This is a genomic window from Stenotrophomonas sp. C3(2023), from assembly GCF_032911385.1.
Classification (GTDB): Bacteria; Pseudomonadota; Gammaproteobacteria; order Xanthomonadales; family Xanthomonadaceae; genus Stenotrophomonas.
Map to the genome: position 1 here is coordinate 3,442,480 of NZ_JAWJLO010000001.1, position 19,755 is coordinate 3,462,234.

The 19,755-nt window shown below is 68.6% G+C and carries 17 protein-coding genes; 2 read left to right on the forward strand and 15 right to left on the reverse strand.

Annotated features, from left to right (window positions below):
* Positions 1-21 precede the first annotated feature (21 nt).
* The 3 genes from RZA67_RS15290 to RZA67_RS15300 are packed head-to-tail and all read right to left on the reverse strand — an operon-like array spanning position 22 to position 2,332.
* A complete protein-coding gene (locus RZA67_RS15290) occupies positions 22-930 on the reverse strand; it encodes an NAD(P)/FAD-dependent oxidoreductase (RefSeq protein WP_317213579.1) in 909 nt (302 codons plus the stop codon).
* Positions 920-1,378, reverse strand: a complete 459-nt coding sequence (locus RZA67_RS15295; protein ID WP_317213580.1) for an Rrf2 family transcriptional regulator — start codon at positions 1,376-1,378, stop codon at positions 920-922. Before RZA67_RS15295 ends, RZA67_RS15290 begins: the two co-directional genes overlap by 11 nt.
* Before the next feature lie 57 nt (positions 1,379-1,435).
* Positions 1,436-2,332, reverse strand: coding sequence for a LysR family transcriptional regulator (locus RZA67_RS15300; protein ID WP_317213581.1), 897 nt, complete (start codon positions 2,330-2,332; stop codon positions 1,436-1,438).
* A gap of 107 nt (positions 2,333-2,439) precedes the next feature.
* Between RZA67_RS15300 and RZA67_RS15305 the strand changes: the two genes are divergently transcribed.
* Complete coding sequence (locus RZA67_RS15305) at positions 2,440-3,651, forward strand: MFS transporter (protein ID WP_317213582.1); 1,212 nt, start codon at positions 2,440-2,442, stop codon at positions 3,649-3,651.
* 84 nt (positions 3,652-3,735) lie between these two features.
* Complete coding sequence (gene dkgB, locus RZA67_RS15310) at positions 3,736-4,545, forward strand: 2,5-didehydrogluconate reductase DkgB (RefSeq protein WP_317213583.1); 810 nt, start codon at positions 3,736-3,738, stop codon at positions 4,543-4,545.
* A 260-nt stretch (positions 4,546-4,805) separates the two neighbouring features.
* On the opposite strand, the gene RZA67_RS15315 is transcribed toward dkgB, so the two are convergent.
* From RZA67_RS15315 to RZA67_RS15370, 12 genes are all read right to left on the reverse strand, one after another.
* Positions 4,806-5,522, reverse strand: coding sequence for an alpha/beta hydrolase (locus tag RZA67_RS15315; protein WP_345784954.1), 717 nt, complete (start codon positions 5,520-5,522; stop codon positions 4,806-4,808).
* A 49-nt stretch (positions 5,523-5,571) separates the two neighbouring features.
* On the reverse strand, positions 5,572-8,301 hold the full coding sequence (locus RZA67_RS15320; protein WP_317213585.1) for a bifunctional acetate--CoA ligase family protein/GNAT family N-acetyltransferase: 2,730 nt from the start codon (positions 8,299-8,301) through the stop codon (positions 5,572-5,574).
* Between the two features lie 132 nt (positions 8,302-8,433).
* Positions 8,434-9,804, reverse strand: coding sequence for a magnesium transporter (mgtE, locus tag RZA67_RS15325; protein ID WP_317213586.1), 1,371 nt, complete (start codon positions 9,802-9,804; stop codon positions 8,434-8,436).
* Positions 9,805-10,088: 284 nt separating this feature from the next.
* Positions 10,089-13,436 (reverse strand): ankyrin repeat domain-containing protein, encoded by a 3,348-nt coding sequence (locus RZA67_RS15330; RefSeq protein ID WP_317213587.1) that lies wholly within the window; start codon positions 13,434-13,436, stop codon positions 10,089-10,091.
* Positions 13,433-13,687, reverse strand: a complete 255-nt coding sequence (locus tag RZA67_RS15335) for a YcgL domain-containing protein (protein WP_317213588.1) — start codon at positions 13,685-13,687, stop codon at positions 13,433-13,435. Before RZA67_RS15335 ends, RZA67_RS15330 begins: the two co-directional genes overlap by 4 nt.
* 152 nt (positions 13,688-13,839) lie before the next feature.
* Complete coding sequence (locus RZA67_RS15340) at positions 13,840-14,277, reverse strand: excinuclease ATPase subunit (RefSeq protein ID WP_317213589.1); 438 nt, start codon at positions 14,275-14,277, stop codon at positions 13,840-13,842.
* A 39-nt stretch (positions 14,278-14,316) separates the two neighbouring features.
* Complete coding sequence (locus RZA67_RS15345) at positions 14,317-15,558, reverse strand: beta-ketoacyl-ACP synthase (RefSeq protein ID WP_317213590.1); 1,242 nt, start codon at positions 15,556-15,558, stop codon at positions 14,317-14,319.
* Positions 15,558-16,289: a 3-ketoacyl-ACP reductase FabG2 gene (locus tag RZA67_RS15350; RefSeq protein ID WP_317213591.1), complete on the reverse strand. Its 732-nt coding sequence runs from the start codon at positions 16,287-16,289 to the stop codon at positions 15,558-15,560. The genes RZA67_RS15345 and RZA67_RS15350 overlap by 1 nt, the downstream gene beginning before the upstream one ends.
* Complete coding sequence (locus RZA67_RS15355) at positions 16,286-16,762, reverse strand: hotdog family protein (RefSeq protein WP_317213592.1); 477 nt, start codon at positions 16,760-16,762, stop codon at positions 16,286-16,288. Before RZA67_RS15355 ends, RZA67_RS15350 begins: the two co-directional genes overlap by 4 nt.
* Positions 16,759-17,943 carry a beta-ketoacyl-[acyl-carrier-protein] synthase family protein gene (locus RZA67_RS15360; protein ID WP_317213593.1) on the reverse strand — a complete coding sequence of 395 codons (1,185 nt, stop codon included), beginning with the start codon at positions 17,941-17,943 and terminating at the stop codon, positions 16,759-16,761. The genes RZA67_RS15355 and RZA67_RS15360 overlap by 4 nt, the downstream gene beginning before the upstream one ends.
* Positions 17,940-18,488 (reverse strand): DUF3261 domain-containing protein, encoded by a 549-nt coding sequence (locus RZA67_RS15365; protein WP_317213594.1) that lies wholly within the window; start codon positions 18,486-18,488, stop codon positions 17,940-17,942. The genes RZA67_RS15360 and RZA67_RS15365 overlap by 4 nt, the downstream gene beginning before the upstream one ends.
* Positions 18,476-19,741 (reverse strand): NAD(P)/FAD-dependent oxidoreductase, encoded by a 1,266-nt coding sequence (locus RZA67_RS15370; protein ID WP_317213595.1) that lies wholly within the window; start codon positions 19,739-19,741, stop codon positions 18,476-18,478. Before RZA67_RS15370 ends, RZA67_RS15365 begins: the two co-directional genes overlap by 13 nt.
* Positions 19,742-19,755 lie beyond the last annotated feature (14 nt).

Consider the following 19,755-nt stretch of genomic DNA (forward strand, 5'->3'; position numbering starts at 1 on the left):
GCCCGCCACCGCCCGCCCCGCTCACTGCGTCGGTGTGCTGTCCTCGGCGACCAGCGCATGATGGATGCCGATGCCGGCACGTACACCTTCGGCGGTGGCCAGGGTGATGTTGCCGATGGTCGTGGCATCACCGGCGGCATACACGTTGGCCACCGAGGTCTGCTTCATTGCATCGACCTCGACCAGCACACCGAGCGGACTTTCCTGCAGTGCGCAGCCCAGCTGCTGCACCAGCGGTGTGGCCATGGTCTGCAGCGCCGGCACGAACAGAGCGCGCTGCGCGATGCGACGGCCGTCGTCCAGCACGACCTCCAGCCACTGCGGCTGATCGCCCTGCACGCCGACCACCGGCGTGCTCTCCAGCTGCACACCGCGCTGGGCGAACATCGCCAGCTCGTCTTCGTCGGGCGCAATGCCTTGGCTGAAGAAGGTCACCGTTCCCCATTCGGCAAACAGGCCGGCCTTGGCCGCCGACCATGGCTGGCCGCCAAGCACGCCGATCGCCCCGCCGCCAATCTCATAGCCGTGGCAGTAGGGGCAATGCAGCACTGTGCTGCCCCAGCGCTCGGCCAGCCCCGGCAGCGCCGGCAGCTGGTCGGCGATGCCGGTGGCCAGCAGCAGCTTGCGTGCCGACAGCACCTGACCATCAGCGGTGCGAACCTGCACATCGGCGCCCCCGGCCGCCGCGTCCACCACCTCGCCGTGCAACCAGCGCACGCTGGGGTACTGCAGCAGCTGCTGGCGTGCGGTCTTCAACAGCTCGGCGCCGCTGACGCCGTCGAGCCCGAGCACGCCATGCGAATGGCTGGCAGCCCGGTTGCGCGGCAGGCCGGCGTCGATGACGGTGACCGGCCGCCGCGCACGCGCCAGGATCAGGGCCGCGGCAATGCCGGCATGGCTGCCGCCGACGATCAGGACATCAGGTTGCATCGGAACCTCCGTGGGCAATGGCGTGCTGGTGCAGGTGGTGGGCGAACGCGGCGCCGAGCTGGTCGAGCGTGGTCGCCCGCAGGCGCTGCTCAAGCAGCTGCTGCGCCTGCCGGGCACCGTCGTCGAGTGCCTGCTGCACCAGCTGCTGGATCGGGCAGCCGTTGCCGGCGTTGCGGGCGCCGAACTGGACCATCGGCGGCGCGCCCACGGCCAGGTAGATGTCATGCAGGTTGATGTCGGCCGCCTCGCGTGCCAGCTGGCTGCCACCGCCGTGCCCGCGCACGCTGCGTACCAGACCGGCCTTGGCCATCTGCGCAAGCAGCCGGCGGATGACCACCGGATGGGTCGGCAGGCAGGTTGCCAGCTGCTCGGACGTGCGGGGTCCGGTCTGACCGACCAGATGCGCCATCACGTGCAGGGCGTCAGAAAGTGGGTTGGCTGATTTCATGTAACAACAATAGTTACATTTAAGGCCGATGTCCATCGCGGCGGGGGCGATTGCGTCTCAGTCGGACCAAGCGGACATCGCGTCGGCCAGATGGTCCAGAAACGAACTGATCCGCGCGGAGAGCGCGGTGTTGCGGTAGTAAACGGCGTGGATCAGCTGGTGCTCCGGCAGGGTCTGGGCGGTGAGCACGGGCACGAGCGCGCCGCTGTGGCGGTCGGCCGTGGTGACGAAGTCGGCCAGGCAGCAGATGCCCGCCCCCTGCACCGCCAGCGCACGCAGCGTCTCACCGCTGGAGACCGCGATGTCCGGCTGCACCTGCAGCTGCCCGTCGCTGTCGCCGGGCACGGGCCAGCGGTTGAGCCGCTCCGGTTCGGTGAACCCGAGCAGGGTGTGTCGACCCAGCGCGGCCACGCTGGCGGGCTCGCCATGCCGCGCCAGGTATGCGGGGCTGGCCACAAGCTGCAACCGGCTGCGACCGAGCCGCCGCGCGTGCAGGGTGGAGTCGGCCAGTGGCCCGATGCGGATGGCCACGTCGGTGCGGCGCTCGAGCAGGTCGATGTAGCGCTCCGAGCTGATCAGCTGCAGTGTCACATCCGGATAGCACGCGCGGTAGCGCTCCACCAGCGGGGCAATGACGTGCAGCACGAACGGCATGGCTGCATCCACCCGCAAGCGGCCACTGGGGCGCTCGCGACGCTGCGCCATCTGCTCCTCGGCCGACTCGACCGCCTCGACAATGGCGCGCGCGTGGCGCAGAAAGGCCTCGCCCTCGGCAGTCAGGTGCAGCCTGCGGGTGGTGCGGCTCAGCAGCGTGGTGCCCAGCTTGGTCTCCAGCCGGCCCAGCGCCCGGCTGACCCCGGAGGGGGTCTGGCCCAGCTGCTCGGCGGCGGCACTGATGGTGGTGCTGTCGATCACGGCCAGGAACGCCTGGATCTCGTCGAGGGTCGTCTTCATGTCCTCCATTATTGACTGCCAGGCAATAGTCCATCGCGTGATGACCGGTTTTTCGTCATGGATGACGCGCGCAGACTGCGTCCCTGTCCTTACTGCCGGAACCTTCCATGCGTGGCATTCCCCTCGCCCTGCTGGCGCTGACCCTCGGTGCCTTCGCCATCGGCACTACCGAGTTCGTCATCGTCGGCCTCATCCCCACCATCGCCAGCGATCTGCAGGTGAGCCTGCCTTCGGCTGGGCTGCTGGTCTCGCTGTACGCGCTGGGCGTGGCCGTCGGTGCCCCCGTACTCACCGCGCTCACCGGGCGCGTGCCACGCAAGACGCTGCTGGTGGTCCTGATGGCGCTGTTCACCGTAGGCAATCTGATCGCCTGGCTTGCACCGGGCTATGCCTCGCTGATCGTCGCGCGCGTGCTTACCGGGCTGGCGCATGGCGTGTTCTTCTCGATCGGCTCGATCATCGCCACCGCGCTGGTACCCAAAGAGAAGGCCGCCAGTGCCATCGCCATCATGTTCACCGGTTTGACCGTGGCGCTGGTGACCGGCGTGCCGCTAGGCACCTTCATCGGGCAGCATCTGGGCTGGCGCGCCACCTTCCTGGCCGTGGCCGGGCTGGGCGTGGTGGCCCTGCTCGGCAGCCTGCTATGCGTGCCGCGCGATCTGCCGCAGCGTGCCCCGGCGCGCTTTGCCGGGCAGCTGGCCGTGTTGGGTCAGCCGCGCCTGCTGCTGGTCTATGCCATGACCGCGCTCGGCTATGGCGGCACCTTCCTGGCCTTTACCTATCTTGCCCCTATCCTGCAGCAGGTAACCGGCCTGTCGGCCAACGCCGTGAGTCTGGTGCTGCTGGTCTATGGCATCTCGGTGGCGGCGGGCAACCTGTGGGGCGGCCGCCTGGCCGACCGGCTCGGCCCGGTGCCGGCGCTCAAGCGCATCTTCGCCCTGCTCGCGGTGGTGCTGCTGGTGCTGACCTTCACCGCCGCGAACGGTGTGCTGATGATTCTGACGGTGCTGGCGCTGGGCGCGGTGGCCTTCGGCAACGTGCCCGGACTGCAGGTCTATGTGGTCAGCCAGGCGCAGCGCTTTGCCCCCCAGGCCAGCGAAGTCGCCTCGGGGCTGAACATCGCCGCGTTCAACCTCGGCATCGCACTCGGCGCCGCACTGGGCGGCCTGGTGGTCGAGCACATCGGCCTGATGCATACGCCGTGGCTGGGCGCCGTGGTGGTGCTCGGTGCCTATGCCCTCACCGCCCTCAGCGGCCGGCTGGACCGCCGCGACGGCATCGATGCCCGCAACGCCGACGTCACCGCGGCTGCGCACTGAACCACCGCGCGCCGGCAACGCCGTGTTGCCGGCGTGCACACACCTGCTGCCCTACCCTCGATCCATCCCACGTTGGAGTACACCATGACTGTTCCCGCTTTTGGCCTCGGTACGTTCCGCCTCAAAGGCCAGACCGTGATCGACTCGGTGCGCGATGCACTGGAGCTTGGTTACCGTGCCATCGATACCGCGCAGATCTACGACAACGAAGCTGAAGTCGGCCAGGCGATCTCCGGATCGGGCGTGCCGCGCGAAGACATCTACCTGACCACCAAGGTGTGGATCACCGAGTTCAAGCGCGATGCGCTGCTGTCCAGCCTGCATCAGAGCCTGCAGAAGCTGCGCACCGAGCAGGTCGATCTGGCCCTCATTCACTGGCCCTCGCCCAATGACAAGGTCGACGTGCCGATGGAGGAATACCTCGGTGCGCTCGCTGATGCCAAGGCCCAGGGCCTGACCCGGGAGATCGGCATTTCCAACTTCACCATCGCGCAGACCCGCAAGGCCATCGAGATTCTGGGCGCCGATGCCATCGCCACCAACCAGGTGGAGATCCACCCCTATCTGCAGAACCGCCTGCTGGTGCCGTTCCTGCAGGAACAGGGCATCCATGTCACCGCCTACATGAGCCTGGCCTACGGCGAGGTGCTCAAGGACCCGGTCATCCAGTCCATTGCCGGCGTGCATCAGGCCAACGCCGCGCAGATCGCCCTGGCCTGGGCACTGCAGCAGGGTTACTCCGTCATCCCGTCCTCGACCAAGCGCGAGAACCTGGCCAGCAACCTGAAGGCGGCCGACATCCGCCTCAGCGAAGACGAGATGAGCCGCATCGCCCAGCTCGACCGCGGCCACCGTCTGGCCAATCCCGAAGGCATCGCCCCGGCCTGGGACTGAGCCCTGTAGAGCGGGGCCCTGCCCCGCTCTCCTTTAGTCGCCTGCACAGCGGAGCTGCCCGGTGACTGCTCAATGCTGGCGCAGACGGTCAGCAAGCTGCTGAAGCAATGAGACGTGGTGCTCGTAACGGGGACCATCCTCGGCCATCAGCCGATCGGGTTGACCACGTTCAACGTTCTTTTCGTCCCCGTATTGCGCAGCGCAGCGCACCACACCTGCCCCGTGCATCAGTCGCATGCGGTCTGCACGGCGCAGTCCGCTCATACCTCGGCAGTCAACCACCCGCGCAGCGCTGCGCTGACCTCGGCCGGTTTTTCCATCGGTGCAAGGTGACCGCAGTCGGGCAGCACCGTCAGCCGGGCATGGGGTGCAAGCGCCTGCATCTCCTGGCTGATCGACAGCGGGGTGATGCGGTCGTTGGCACCACACAGAATCAGCAGGGGGTCGCGGTACCGGGCCAGCACATCGTGGCCGTCGCGGCGCTCCAGTGCGCTCTGCTGCAGGAACACATCCGCGCCGAGGCGCGCGGTCATGTCACGCACGCGCTGGATGAGGGCATGGTCGTCCACGCGCGAGACATCGACGTAGCTGCGCATCAGCGCATCGCCGAATCCATGGAAGCGACCAGGCAGGCGAACGCTCGCCTGCTGGCTGCGGCGCTGCGCCGCACGCTCGGGCGATTCGGCATGGAACGAGGTATCCAGCAGCGCCAGCCGCAGTACGCGCTGCGGTGCCGTGCGCACGATTTCCTGCGCGACGAAACCGCCCAGCGAAAAGCCGGCCAGTGCAAAGCGCGGGGGCGCGTCGGCCAACACCTGCGTGACCACCGCCTGCATGCGGGTGCCGCCGGTCAGGTCACCCACGTGGCAGTCGGCGATGTCGGCCAGGTCGGCGATCTGGTCCCGCCACAGCTCGGCATCGTTGAGCAGGCCGGGCAGCAGCAGCAGAGGAATGCGGTCAGACAGGGCGGCAGTCATCCACGCATTGTCGCAGCGTGGCAACCAACTGCACCATGCCGCAGCGGGCTCAGTGTGTTGCCAGCTCGGGTGCCTGGCTGATGTCCACCTGCTGCACCGGCAGGGTTACCACCATCACCGTCGAGTCGTCCGGGTCCAGGCGCGCCTTGAAACCCAGGCTCTGGCACATCGCCAGCATCGTGCTGTTCTCGCGCAACACCTGCCCTTCCACGATATCCAGCCCCAGCCAGCGCGCGTACTCGATCATGATCGCCATCAGCCGCCAGCCGATGCCATGCCCCTTGAGATCCGAACGGATCAGGATGCCGTACTCCCCACGGTGGTAGTCGGCGTCGGCATGCAGCCGCACCGCGCCCAGCATGTCGCCGTTGCGCGGGTCGATCGCCACCAGGGCAATGGAACGTGCGTAGTCGAGCTGGGTCAGCCGGGCGATGAACTCATGGCTGAAGTGTTTCACCGACTGGAAGAAGCGCAGGCGCAGGTCCTCGTCGGTGACGCGCGCGAAGAACGCGCGGAACAGCGCATCGTCCTCGGGTCGTACCGGCCGCACGAAGGCGCGCGCGCCGTCGGAGAGGGTGAGCGTCCGCTCCCACTCCTTCGGGTATGGGAACACCGAAAAACGTGGATGGCCGCGGCCCTTGTGCAGGATGCGCGAGGGTGCCACCGCCACACGTGCGTCCAACGCGAGGATGCCATCGCGGTCGACCAGCAGCGGGTTGATGTCCAGCGTGCGGATCTCGGGAATATCGGCGGCCAGCTGGGCCAGCTTGACCAGCGCCAGCGCGACGGCGCGCTCATCGGCCGCCGGCACGTCGCCGTAGGCCTTCATGATGCGCGACACGCGGGTGCGGTCGATCAGCTCATGGGCCAGCCGCAGGTCCAGCGGCGGCAAGGCCAGCGCCTTGTCGTTGATGACTTCCACCGCCGTACCGCCGCGCCCGAACACGATCACCGGACCGAACGTGGGATCATCGGCAATGCCTGCGATCAGTTCGCGCGCCTTGGGTCGCAGGATGGTCGGCTGCACCAGCAGACCATCGATGCGCGCCTGCGGGCGAAGCTCGCGCGCGCGCGTCAGGATCGCATTGGCCGCAGCCTGCACCGCGGCCAGCGTGGACAGGTTCAGCCGCACGCCATCGACTTCCGACTTGTGCGGAATGTCCGCTGACAGGATCTTCAGCGTGATGGTTGCTCCCTGTTCGAGCAGTGTCTGCGCCAGGTCCATTGCCTCGTGCGCATCGCGGGCATGCAGCACCGGGGCGGACGGAATGCCGTAGGCGGTAAGCAGCGCATGCGTGGCCAGCGGGTCCAGCCAGTGCTGACCCGCTGCGAGCGCCGCGTCGACCAGAGCGCGTGCGGCGGTGGTGTCGACCACGAAGTCCTCCGGGAGGCTCGGCGGCGTTTCCATCAGTGCGTTCTGCGCGTCGCGGTAGCGCACCAGATGCTGGAAGCCACGCACCGCGTCAGCCTCGGTGGCGTAGGTCGGCACGCGTGCGGCGTGCAGTGTGGCGGTCGCGTTCTCATCGTTGCCCAGCCATACCGCGAACACCGGCTTGTCGCGCTGGTGCCGGGGCCGCTGGCCCAGCGTACGGGTCAGGGCCTGCGCCGCATCAGCCGATGAAGTGAAGGCGGTGGGCACGTTGACCACCAGCAGTGCGTCGTTGGCATTGTCGGCCAGCAAGGCTTCGATGGCGGCGGCATAGCGCTCGCCATCGGCGTCGACCACGATGTCGACCGGGTTGTCGCGCGACCATCCCTGCGGCAGCACGCGGTCGAGCTGCTCGACGGTGGCCGGCGAGAGTTCGGCCAATGTGCCGCGCAGCGCGTTCAGCTGATCCACCGCCAGCCGGCCCACGCCGCCGCCGTTGCTCAGCACGGCCAGCCGACGGCCCGGGAAGGTGCCGAGGCGACCCAGCGTCTCGGCGGCGGTGAACAGCTCGTCCAGCGCCGACACCCGCAGCAGGCCGGCACGGTTGAACGCAGCGCCGTACACATCGTCCGCACGGGCCAGCGCCTGCACGTGGGTATCGTTGCCGGGCATGATGCGTTGCCCGCGGCCGGACTTGACCACCACCACCGGCTTGGAGCGTGCCGCCGCGCGCGCGGCCGACATGAACTTGCGCGCGTCCTTGATCTGCTCGACGTAGAGCAGGATGGCGCGGGTGCGGTAGTCGGTGGCGAAATAGTCCAACAGATCACCGAAATCCACATCCAGCGTATCGCCCAGCGACACCACGGCGGAGAAGCCTACCGAGCGCGCCACGCCCCACTCCACCAGCGCTGCGGCAATCGCACTGGATTCGGAGATCAGCGCCATGTCACCGGCCTGCGGCGCGTGCGCGGCGATGCTCGCGTTCAAACGCGCGTGCGGCGCGATGACCCCCAGGCAGTGCGGCCCGAGGATGCGCAGTCCCTTGGCCCGCGCACTGGCCTCCACCTGCGCGCCCAGCGACCCGGGGCCCTCGCCGAGGTTGGCGGTGAGGATGATGGCCGCCGCCACACCGAGTGCGGCCGCATCGGCGATGACCTGCGGCACGATCGCCGCCGGCGCGGTGACCACCACCAGCTCGGGCACCCAGTCCAGATCCTTGAGCCGTTTGACGGTGCGGATGCCATCGATTTCCGGATGTCGCGGGTTGACCCAGGCAACCTTGCCCGAGAAGCCCGCGCCGCGCAGATTGCGCATGACCGCCCGCCCCGCCGAACGCTCGCGCGGGCTTCCACCGATGACAGCAACCGCCTGCGGGCGGAACACGGACTGCAGGTTATAGGTACTCATGGCAGCGACCAGCGTATGCAGACCCCTACGGTATCACCCGCACCTGCCAGCGCATGTGGATCAAGGGCAACAGCGTGACGACCAACGGTCGTCACCTACCGGGATCAACAGCCGGCGCGGGCGCCGCACGGCTTACAACAACGTGCCGCCGAGAATCATCGCGGCGATGCTGAAGTAGATCACCAGCCCGGTGACATCCACCAGCGTCGCCACGAACGGCGCCGATGCACTTGCCGGGTCGAAGCCAAACCGTTTCAGGATGAACGGCAACATCGAGCCCGACAGCGAACCAAAGGTGACAATCCCCACCAGCGCCGCGCCAACCGTCATGGCCAGCAGCACCCAATGATCGCCATAATCGTGCAACCCGCCCAGCTGCCATACCGTGATGCGGCCGACGGCCAGCGCGCCGAGGATGCTGCCCAGCACCACCCCGGTCGGCAGCTCGCGCAGCGCCACCTTCCACCAGTCGCGCAGGCGCAGTTCACGCAATGCGAGTGAACGGATCAGCAGTGATGTCGCCTGCGAACCCGAGTTGCCGCCCGAGCTCATGATCAGCGGAATGAACAACGTCAGCACCACGGCCCGCGCCAGCTCGTCCTCGTAATGCTGCATGGCGCTGGCGGTGAGCATCTCGCCGATGAACAGCACACTCAGCCAGCCGGCGCGCTTGCGCAGCATCTCCACAAAGCCGATCTGCATGTACGGCTTGTCCAACGCCTCCATGCCACCGAACTTGTGCGCATCCTCGGTGGACTCCTCGATCAGGGCATCCAGGATGTCGTCGACGGTCACGATGCCCAGCAGCTGCTGCTGTGCATCCACCACCGGAATGGCAAGCAGGTCGTGGCGACGGATCAGCTGCGCCACCTCTTCCTGGTCCAGCTCGACGTCCACGGTCACCGGCGGGTTGGTCTGCGCTACGTCGAGAATCGACTGCTCGGGCAGGCCGGTGATCAGCCGGCGCATGGTCACCACCTGCTGCAGCCGCTGCGTCGCCGGGTCGAGCACGTAGATGGCGTAGACGGTCTCGCGGCTGCGCTCCACCTCGCGGATGTGCTGCAGGGTCTGCGCGACGGTCCACGTGGCCGGTACGCTGACGAACTCGGTGGTCATCAGCGCACCGGCGGTGTTCGGCGCGTAGCCCAGCAGCGTCTGGATCACCTGGCGTGCTTCGGCGCCCAGCAGCGGAATCAGGCGCTCGCGCTCCTCGGCGTCGAGCTCGTGCACGATGTCGGTGGCGCGGTCATCGGCCATCAGACCGAGCAGCGCGGCGGCACGTGCCGGCGGCAGTGCTGCCACCAGGTCGCCCGCCCGATGCAGCTCGGGCGCTTCAAGCATCTTCACCGCCCGCGGCAACGGCAGTGCCGCCAGCGTGTCAGCGGCCGGCAACAGGGCAAGCGTATTGAGGTATTCCACCGCATCGGCGGTGTTGAAGTTGGCCAATGGCGCGGCCAAGGCCAGCGCGTCGCCGGGCTGGCGCAGCAATTGCTTCTGGTTCATCTGATTCGCCTTGTGGGGTCGCAGGCGCGACGCCAGCACAGGCGAACCAGGCCCGGATCAGGCTCTCGCCGTTGCTGGCGTCGAACGAGGTCGACTACTACTGTCGCTGGGCATGGGTATGGACTCCGGGAATGGACGGGACGCGCCGCAATGCCGAGAACGGCACCTGCGGATCTGCACCCGCCACCGGCATGGGCCGGTCCACGAATTCTGACCCTCCCCGGCAGCCGGGTCAACCAGAGACTGAACAGAAGCCGGGTGAGCCTGGCTCTGCCCGGCACCCGTCAGCCGTTGTCGCGCAGAAAACGCGCCATCGACGAAACCCCAGGTACGCGGGGTTCGAACTCGCCAGCCACATCGATGAAGCCGCGCATCACCGCGATCTCGCGCGGGCTGCGGTTGAGCGCGTCACGTGCGTCCGGGTCCGCGCCCGCGCGCATCAGCCGCTGCACGAGCAGCGGCAGACCGTGCAGCGCCGCCAGATGCAACGGACCGAAGCCACGCGGATCACGCACGTCCAGGCTGACGCCCTCATCCAGCAGCCGCTCCACGCCGGCCAGCACCACCTGTTCATCGCAGGCCGTACCGGGCTCGGCACGCGCACCGAGCAACAGCAGCAGCGGCGTCACGTCGCCGGCGCTGCGGTCGGCTTCGGCACCGGCCAGCAGCAGCGTGTCCAACAGGGCAAGCAGGCGCGAACGGTCTCGTGCCGAGAAACCGTACAGCGCCGCGCAGTGCAACGGGCCCAGCTGCTGCGCGTCACCGGCATGCACATCGGCACCGGCGGTGAGCAGACGCGCCACGATGTCAGGCAGGCCCAGCGCCGAGGCCAGCATCAGTACCGTCACGCCACCGGGCAGACGGTGCTCCAGCTGGGCTCCGGCCTCCAGCAGGGTGGAGACGATCTCCACCTGGCGCATGCTGACCGCCGCCGACAGCGGCGTGGCGCCACTGGCCGCGGCGTGTTGCGGGTCGGCCTTGCGTGCCAGCAGCAGTTCCACCACCGGCAGATGGCCGCCACCGGCCGCCCGCAGCAGCGCGGTGCAGCCCTGTGCGTCCACCGCATCGACAGCAAAACCCAGATCGATCAGGCGGCGCACCGCATCGGCATCGCCGGCCATTGCCGCCGCCGGCAGATCGGCCTCGCGCAGCGCGCGGCGTGGCAGCGGCCACACCCGCCAATCCAGCCAGTCGGCCAGGTCTCGGCGGCCACTGGACAGCGCCACGCCAAGCGGCGTCTGGCCGTCGGCCGCACGCGATTCAGGTGAGGCGCCCTGCTGCACCAGCAGCTTCAGCGCCGCTTCGCGCCCGAGTGCGGTCGCCAGATGCAACGCGGTCATGCCGTGGCTGTCGCGTGCCTCGCGGTCAACGCCGAGGCCGAGAAGCGCCTGCTGCAGGCGCAGCCAGCCCAGCCGCACGGCCAGTGCCAGCGGCGGGTCACCGGCCGGCGACGGTGCGAACGGATCCGCGCCACGCTCCAGCAGTTCCAGTGCCAGTTGTTCCAGCCCGCGATGAGCATGGTCGTGCTGCACGCAGGCGACCAGCAGCCGCGCCAGGCCGCCACGACCGGCCGGCGACACCCCGTGGTCGAGCATCACCTGCAAGGCCGGCACGGCATCGACGCCGCGCGACAGCAGCGCGAACATCGGCGTATCGCCGCAGGCGTCGAGCACCTCGGGCTGCGCGCCATGGTCGAGCAGCCAGGCAACCGCGCGCGGGTCGAGCGCCAGTTCGGCGTCATGCAGCAGCGCACCGAGCTCCTCGGGTTGGCACAGCCGCGCGATCTGCGCCATGCCGTCGGTGTTGCCGAACCCAAGCGCCTCGCGCAGCAACGCCAGTGGTGGCCGGTCCGGCAGGCCGGCCAGCACCGCAGGGTCGGCATCGGGATTGCCGTGCAGGCCATCGCTGACCGCAGCCGGCAGCGGATACTGCGGGTCCAGCATCGCCACGATCGCCCAGCGACCCGCCTCGGCCGCACAGTCCACCGCACGACGCCCCTGCGGATCGTCGAGGTCATGCGCGATGCCCAGCTCAAGCAGGCGCCGCACCAGCATCGGCGGGACGTCCTCGGCCATCACCGCCAGCAGCAGCGCATTGCGGCCCTCGCCGTCCACCGCGGTGAGGTCGGGCGAGTGGGCCAGCAGGTGTTCGATCACAGCCGCACGACCGGCCGCTGCGGCCTCCAGCAGCGGTGTACGGCCAAGCGCGTCGCGTGCTTCAAGATTGGCACCGGCGGCAAGCAATGCATCGATGATGGCCACGTGTCCGGCCAGCGCGGCTTCGTGCAGCGCGCTGCGGCGCTGCGCATTGCGAGCATCGGCGCGTGCCTTGTGCTTGAGCAGCAACTGCACGCCGGCCGGGTCGTCATCGTCGGTGGCAGCCGCGGCCAGCAGCACCGGGGTGCCGTCGACCGGCTCGCTGCGGGCGCCGCGTTCAAGCAGGAAGCGCGCCATGCGCCAGTTGCCGACCTGGCAGGCCACCGCCAGCGGCGACCAGCCCTCCAGGTTCAACGCATCGATTTCAGCGGCGGCATCGCGCAGCAGTGCCGCGACGCCGGGGTCTGAGCTGCGTGCCGCATGGTGCAGCGGAGTATTGCCGTCAGCGTCGGTAGCCCGTGCGTCGGCGCCGTTGGCCAGCAGGGTCATCACCGCTTCGGGGCGACCGTGCCAGCTGTCGCGCGTTGCTGCCAGCAGCGGAGTCATGCCACGGTGCGGCGCGTTGACGTCGACCCCGCGTGCGATCAGTTCCCGCAGCAGGCGCAGGTCGGGCAGCACCGCCGCCAGCACCGCCAGGCTGCGCTGGTCGCGCCACTGCGGGTCAGGCAGCGCGCGCGGATCGGCACCGGCGTCCAGCAGCTGCAGCGCGCGGTCAACCCGACCGTGACGCGCCGCTTCAAACAGGGCCGGCAGCAGCGCATCGTCAGGCAGTGGCTCAAGTACCTTGGCGGGCAGCTCGGCTTCGTCGTCGCCGGCCTGCCATGGCGTCGCGTTGCGCGCGACCGGCAGCGGCTGGGCAGCCGCCGTCGCCTGCGCGGCAGGGGCGGTTCGCTGCAACAGCAGATGCAGCAGCGGCGCCAGCACCACGTTGGCAGCCACGGCTGGCCAATGCAGGGCATCGGGCAGCAGGGTCGGCCACGCAGGCAGAACCAGCAGCGCGCACAGCACCAGCACGATCACCGCCGGCAGCAGCCCGCGCCATGCGCCCGGGTCACGGCCGGCAAGCGCCGAGGCATGGCGTCTGAAGCCGCCGGCCAGACGCTCCACGTCATTCCACAGCGGCCAGGTACGCCACGCGGCGAGCAGTCCCACGCTCAGCAGCACCGCCAGGCCCAGCGCGGCGGCGAGACTGCCGCTTTCGCGCAGCGCGGTCAGCGGCCATGCCAGCAGCAGCGCCAGCACAACGGCGCCGGCAGTCCACAGCAGCAGCAGCGAGGGCACGTCCTCGCGCAGGGTATCAGTCAGCGGGCGCAGCACGCGGCTGCGACGCTGCCAGGAGATGGCCAGCGCGAAGGCAGGCTGGGCCAGCACGGCCAATGCGGCACCGGCCACGCCGCCCAGCGCCGAACCCAGCGCAAGCAGCACGCCGAGCACGAATGCTGCGGGAATGGCACGACGGGGCAGAGCAGCGGTCATCGCGGCGGCAGCATGCTGACCACCGACGGCGGCACCTGCAGGTAGAAGCCGCGCTCGGCCAGCTCGGCGCGAACCTGCACCGGGTTGGCCTGGGCCAGACGGCGGCCTTCCTCCAGCTGCAGGTCCATCACCCAGGTCAGCGCGCCCAGCGAATCACGCAGGGGGCCGGGCAGCACCTCGAACGCATCGCGCGCCGCGAGATAGACGTAGGTGTCGGCTCTTCGTTGGCTTTTGTAAACGGATGCGTGCATGCCAGCGGCAACTACCGGTAAAGCAACGATTGTGTCCGAAAGCCGGCACTGGCGAAAGGCGTCAAAGCACTTTGACGCGGCTTTCACCAGTGCCCGGCGTACTGACGATCAGCATTGTGACGAGGGCGTTCAGCCAGCGCCGTGCTTGAGCGTCAACGCACCTTGGCGTAGGTACCCTTCAACGCGACACCGGCCAGAATGGCGCCGGCATAGCACTCGTAATTGGTGCTGCTCTTGAACTCGTTGCGCTTGTAGTAGCTGACGATGTCCACCACCGCGTTGGCGCCGCGCGACCTGGCACCCTCCTGCAGCGCCAGCAGCGCCGACAGCGCGACCCAGCGGCAGGCGTCGGCGTCGCTCTTGTTGGCGGCGTTGGTCTTCTTGTTGGTTACGTCTTCGCCCAGACGCTGCTGCACGGTCACCGGCTGGCCTGCCAGATAGAACCGCACGCTGCCATCAAGGCCGACTTCGCGCGCCTGCGGGGAGGCCAGCAGTTCAGCCAGCGACTGCTCGACGCGGGTATCGCGGGCATGGGCGGCGGTGCTGGCGGTCAGCAGGGCGGCGGTGAGGAACAGAACGGAACGACGCATCAACTCTTCTCCTTGTTGGGGTGCGGAACAGCAGGGACTTCAGGCATGCCAGCGACGGAACACCAGCGAGGTGTTGATGCCACCGAAAGCAAAATTGTTGCTCATCACGTACTCGGCCTGCAGATCGCGGCCCTCGCCACGAATGTAGTCGAGCTCGGCGCAACGCGGGTCGAGTGCGGTCAGGTTGAGCGTCGGTGCGAACCAGCCTTCGCGCATCATCTCGATGCTCAACCACGCTTCAAATGCACCGCACGCACCGAGCATGTGGCCCACGTAGCTCTTCAGCGAGCTGATCGGCATGCGGCTGCCGAACACCTGCGCGGTGGCCTGGCTTTCAGCGATGTCGCCGTGATCGGTCGCGGTGCCGTGCGCGTTCACATAATCGATCTGCGCCGCCTCCAGTCCTGCGTCCTGCAGCGCCAGGCGCATCGCCTGGGCCATGGTGCCGGCACTGGGCTGGGTGACGTGCTGACCATCGCTGTTGGTGCCATAGCCGACGACCTCGGCAAGAATGTCGGCGCCACGCGCCAGCGCATGCTCCATGTCTTCCAGGATCAAGGTGCAGGCGCCCTCGCCCAGCACCAGACCATCCCGGCCGGCGTCGAACGGACTCGGCGTGCTCTGCGGTGCGTCGTTGCGGGTACTGGTGGCAAACAGCGTGTCAAACACGGCCGCAGCAGTAGCATCGAGCTGCTCGGCACCGCCGGCCACCATCACCGTCTGCTTGCCGCTGCAGATGGCCTCGTAGGCCGCACCCACGCCCTGGCTGCCCGACGTGCAGGCACTGGAGGTGGTGTAAACCCGCCCCGACAGACCAAAAAACACGCCGATGTTGACCGGCGCGGTATGGCTCATCATTTTCAGATAGGTCGTGGCGCTGATGCCGTCAGTGGTGAGCTCGTGCAGCATGCGGCCGAACTCACCGGTGGCTTCGTGGCTGCCGGAGGAGGAGCCGTAGGCCACCCCGGCCATGCCGCTGCGCAGGACCGGGTGGTCGAGCAGCCCGGCCTGCCGCAGCGCCACTTCGGTGGCCCGCACCGACATGATCGCGACCTTGCCCATCGAACGGGTGGTCTTGCGGTTGTAATTCGGCGGCAGGGTGTAGTCCAGCGCCGGTGCGGCCAGCTTGGTGTTCAGGCCCGCGTAGATGTCCCACTGCGGCATCGGCTGCACGGCGTTGTGCAGGCTGCGCAGATGCGCATGGATGGTCGGCCAGTCATGGCCGAGCGGGCTGATCGCCGAGGCACCGGTGACCACCACGCGACGGTCGGCGGCGGCCATCAGACCATGCCCCCGTTGACCGAGATCACCTGCCGGGTGATGTAGCCGGCCGGCTCGGAGAGCAGGAAGGCCACGGTGGCGGCCACTTCCTCCGGGCGGCCGACGCGACCGGCCGGAATCATCTTCAGAGCATGGTCGACGACTTCATCGTTGAGCATGTCGGTGGCGATCAGGCCGGGAGCAACACAGTTCACCGTGATCGCACGGCTTGCCAGTTCCAGGGCCAGCGCCTTGGTGGCACCGATGATGCCCGCCTTGGCCGCGCTGTAGTTGACCTGCCCGCGGTTGCCGACCAGGCCGGACACCGAAGACAGGGTGACGATGCGGCCCGGCTTGCGCCGCCGCACCATCGGCATGATCAGTGGATGCAGCACGTTGTAGAAGCCATCCAGATTGGTGTGCACCACGTCGTCCCAGTCCTGTTCGGACAACGCGGGGAAAGCGCCATCGCGGGCGATGCCGGCATTGCAGACCACGCCATAGAAGGCCCCGTGCTGCTCGACATCGGCCTCCAACGCAGCGCGTGCAGCCGCGCGGTCGGCCACGTCGAAGGACAGCACCCGCGCCTGGCGACCCAATGCCTGGATCTCGGCGACCACGTTCTGGGCCTCCTCGACCCGGCTGCGGCAATGCACCACCACATCAAAGCCATCGCGCGCGATGCGCAGCGCGATGGCCCGGCCGATGCCCCGGCTCGCGCCGGTCACCAGCACACTGAGATTCCCTGTCATGCCTGTCCATTCTCCAGATACGCTGCCGCGTCGGCCGGCTGATACACCGACACATTGGCTGCCGCCCACTGCTCACCGTCCGCCTCGATGCTGCAGGCGAACATTCCAAGTCCATTGTCACCCAACAGCTCGCAGCGTGCGTGTATGCGCAGCACGGTACCGCTCGGAAACACCGCCTGCCCGCAGGTATAGCGGCGGCTGCCGAGCAGGAAGCCTACGCTGGGACCACGGCCGGCGAGCCGGTCGCGGCACCCCGCCCAGGCCGCGATGGCCTGGGCCATGTATTCGATGCCGACCCAGCCGGGCACCCCGCCGTCGTCAACGAACAGGCCTTCGTGCGGCACCTGCAGTTCGGCCACGATGCGGTCCGGTTCCCAGTGCACGACACGGTCCAGCAGGCTCATGGCATCCTGATGGGGCACCAGCTGGTCGATGCCGAACTCGATGCAGCGTGCGGTCTCCGGCGTACTCATGCGCGCTCCAGTGCCAGTACGGCGTTGCTGCCGCCAAAGGCGAACGAACTGCTCAGAAGCCGCTGCGGCGGCTGCGCCAGCCGTTGGCCTGGCGCCACCAGCGCCAGCTCCGGCAGTTCGGGGTCGGGCTGGCCGTCCCACCAGTGCGGCGGCAGCCGCCGTTCCGGATTCTGCGCCAGCACCAGCCAACAGATCGCAGCTTCGATCGCGCCGGATGCGCCGAGGGTATGCCCGGTCAGCGGCTTGGTTGAACTGGCCGGCACCGCCTGCCCGAGCACGGTCGCCACCGCCCGGCTTTCCATGGCATCGTTGTGCCCGGTGGCGGTGCCGTGCAGGTTCACGTAGTCCACCTGTGCCGGCGCCCAGCCCGCCCGCTCCAGCGCCTGCTGCAGCGCATCGATCGCGCCAAGCGCCTGCGGATCAGGTGCGGACATGTGGTGCGCGTCCGAGGACTCGCCCCAACCGGCCAGTGCCACCGGCCCCGGTTCACGGGTCAGCAGGAACAGCGCGGCACCTTCACCGATGTTGATGCCGTTGCGGTTGCGCGAGAACGGGTTGCAGCGTGCGGCCGAGACCGATTCCAGGGCACTGAAACCGGCCACGGTGAACCGGCACAGCGAATCGCCGCCGCCAGCCACCACCGCATCGACGATGCCGGCGCGCAGCAGACGTGCGGCCGACATCAGCGCCTTGGCACTGGACGAGCAGGCGGTCGAGAGCGTCCAGGCCGGGCCCTGCACGCCGAGCCGCTGGCGCACGAACTGCGCCGCCGAGCCCATTTCCTGCTGGGCGTAGTCGAATCCCGGCGGCCATTGCGCGTCCGTCACCCGGGTGCGCAGCGCATCCTCGGATTCCCCGATGCCGGACGTGCTGGTGCCAAGCACCACCGCCACGCGCCCGGCGCCATAGCGTTCAACCGCTGCCGCAACCGCCGGCGCGATCTCTTCCAGCGCAAGGTCAAGCAGCGCGTTGTTGCGGCCGCGCATGGCGACCGGCAGCTCGGACAGGGTAGGCAGCCCGGCCTGCACCTGGCCCAGCGCCAGGGTCCGGCCGGGCAGGATCTGGTCGTTGTCGGAGAGCCCGCCCGGCTGGGCGGCGAACAAGGCCGCAGCGACCGCTGCCCGACCCTGGCCGAGGGCGCAGACCATGCCCATCTCGTTGAGGTACACCGTCATGCTCAAGGTTCCTGCGTGCTCATATCGGCCGATTCGATGCGCAGTGCGTAGCCCTCGGCACGGTTTTCCAGCTCCAGGCTGCCGTCGGCGTGCCGCTGCAGCCGCAGCCACGTCGTGCCGTTGCGGCGCAGTGTGCGCTGCCGGCCATCATCGTCGACCTGCCAGCCAGCCGGCAGCGCCGCCGCGATGGCCGCGGTCGGCCAAAGCGCGAACTGCAGGTCGTCGAGCACGCGCTCGGCACGCACCTGCGGCGGCAGCCAGGGGGCACGCTGCTGGGTCAGCGTGGTGCCGTCCCATTGCATGCGCACGCCGGTCTGGCCCATGGCCTGCACGGCCAGCCGCACCTGCCGGTCATCCACCTCCAGCAGGGCGTCCAGCGCGCGCTGATGGCTGCCGAAGGTGAACTGCAACTGCTGCTGCAGCGCCAGCGTGGTGCCAAGGCTGGCCGGCGACAGCCGCAGCGGCGGCAGCTCGACCAGCGCGCGCGGCTGCCGGCCGGCACAGGCCGCCAGCAGCAGGCTCATCATGAGCAGGGAGATCAGGCGCCGCACAGCTGCTCCAGTACCCGCATCCGGCGGCCGGTCGGATCGTCCACATAGGGGTTGCGGGTGTCCCAGGCGTACCCGGCGAGAATCGAAGAAATCATGCGGCGCACCTCGGGCTGCTGGTCGGGGTGGAAGATGATCTTCTGGAAGCCGCCTTCATACCAGGCTTCGACGAAACGGCGGAAGGTTTTGACCCCCGCACGCAGCGGCACCGCGAACTCGGCTTCCCAGTCCACCGTCTGCCCGGCGTAACGCCGCTCCAGGCAGGCGCTGGCCAGCTGCGCGGACTTGAACGCGATGGTGACGCCGGAAGAGAACACCGGGTCGAGGAATTCGCCGGCATTGCCGAGCAGTGCATAGCCCGGTCCCCACAACGAGCTGACATTGGCCGAATACCCGGTGATGCGACGCACGGGAAGCACGGCCCATTCGGCCTTGGCCAGCAGACGGGTGAGGTTGGGATCTTCAGCGACGATGGCCTGCAGCTTCTGCAGGTCATCCCCTTCGTAGCGCTCGAAGAACGACGGCTCGGCGACCACGCCCAGCGAGCAGCAGCCGTTGGAGAACGGGATGGTCCAGTACCACACGTCGATGTGTTCGGGATGGGTGGTGATCAGGATCTTGTTGCGGTCAAAGCCCGCATCGGCCGGGATGTGGTCACGCACATGGCAGAAGATCGCCCCGCGCACCGGGAAGTTGGACGGCGACTCCAGCTGCAGCAGTCGCGGCAGCAGACGCGCGAAGCCGGAGGCATCGAGAATGAAGTCGGCTTCGATGCGGTACTCGCTGCCGTCGGGACGACGTACCTGTACTGCCGGCTGCTCGCCCGGCTCGACGGCCAGCACTTCATCGCCGAAGCGCAGCGTCGCCCCCAGGCGCTCGGCGCCGCGCGCCAGCACGTCGTCGAAGTCGGCGCGCTGCACCTGGTACGTGGTGCCCCAGCCCGGCGAGAATTTGTCGCGGAAATTAAACGCTGTGGTGGCCTCCCCGTGCACGAACGCGGCACCGTTCTTGTACTGGAACCCGGCCTCGACCACGTCCTGCAGCAGGCCGGCTGCTTCGATGTATTCCATGCTCTGCGGCAGCAGGCTCTCGCCGATGGAGAAGCGCGGGAACTGCTGGCGCTCGAGCATCAGGACCTTGCGTCCGTGCTGGCGCAACATCGCCGCTGCGACCGAGCCGGCCGGCCCGGCGCCGATGACCAGGATTTCGGTGCGTTCCACAGGTGCCGGCGAGCCGGTGTCCACAGCAGCATTCATCGGTGCGTCCTTGT

Bases quoted from the DNA above. Each gene is read 5' to 3' on its own strand.
- RZA67_RS15290 (WP_317213579.1), bottom strand. From the start codon at position 930: ATGCAACCTGATGTCCTGATCGTCGGCGGCAGCCATGCCGGCATTGCC.
- RZA67_RS15295 (WP_317213580.1), bottom strand. From the start codon at position 1,378: ATGAAATCAGCCAACCCACTTTCTGACGCCCTGCACGTGATGGCGCAT.
- RZA67_RS15300 (WP_317213581.1), bottom strand. From the start codon at position 2,332: ATGAAGACGACCCTCGACGAGATCCAGGCGTTCCTGGCCGTGATCGAC.
- RZA67_RS15305 (WP_317213582.1), top strand. From the start codon at position 2,440: ATGCGTGGCATTCCCCTCGCCCTGCTGGCGCTGACCCTCGGTGCCTTC.
- dkgB (WP_317213583.1), top strand. From the start codon at position 3,736: ATGACTGTTCCCGCTTTTGGCCTCGGTACGTTCCGCCTCAAAGGCCAG.
- RZA67_RS15315 (WP_345784954.1), bottom strand. From the start codon at position 5,522: ATGACTGCCGCCCTGTCTGACCGCATTCCTCTGCTGCTGCTGCCCGGC.
- RZA67_RS15320 (WP_317213585.1), bottom strand. From the start codon at position 8,301: ATGAGTACCTATAACCTGCAGTCCGTGTTCCGCCCGCAGGCGGTTGCT.
- mgtE (WP_317213586.1), bottom strand. From the start codon at position 9,804: ATGAACCAGAAGCAATTGCTGCGCCAGCCCGGCGACGCGCTGGCCTTG.
- RZA67_RS15330 (WP_317213587.1), bottom strand. From the start codon at position 13,436: ATGACCGCTGCTCTGCCCCGTCGTGCCATTCCCGCAGCATTCGTGCTC.
- RZA67_RS15335 (WP_317213588.1), bottom strand. From the start codon at position 13,687: ATGCACGCATCCGTTTACAAAAGCCAACGAAGAGCCGACACCTACGTC.
- RZA67_RS15340 (WP_317213589.1), bottom strand. From the start codon at position 14,277: ATGCGTCGTTCCGTTCTGTTCCTCACCGCCGCCCTGCTGACCGCCAGC.
- RZA67_RS15345 (WP_317213590.1), bottom strand. From the start codon at position 15,558: ATGGCCGCCGCCGACCGTCGCGTGGTGGTCACCGGTGCCTCGGCGATC.
- RZA67_RS15350 (WP_317213591.1), bottom strand. From the start codon at position 16,289: ATGACAGGGAATCTCAGTGTGCTGGTGACCGGCGCGAGCCGGGGCATC.
- RZA67_RS15355 (WP_317213592.1), bottom strand. From the start codon at position 16,762: ATGAGTACGCCGGAGACCGCACGCTGCATCGAGTTCGGCATCGACCAG.
- RZA67_RS15370 (WP_317213595.1), bottom strand. From the start codon at position 19,741: ATGAATGCTGCTGTGGACACCGGCTCGCCGGCACCTGTGGAACGCACC.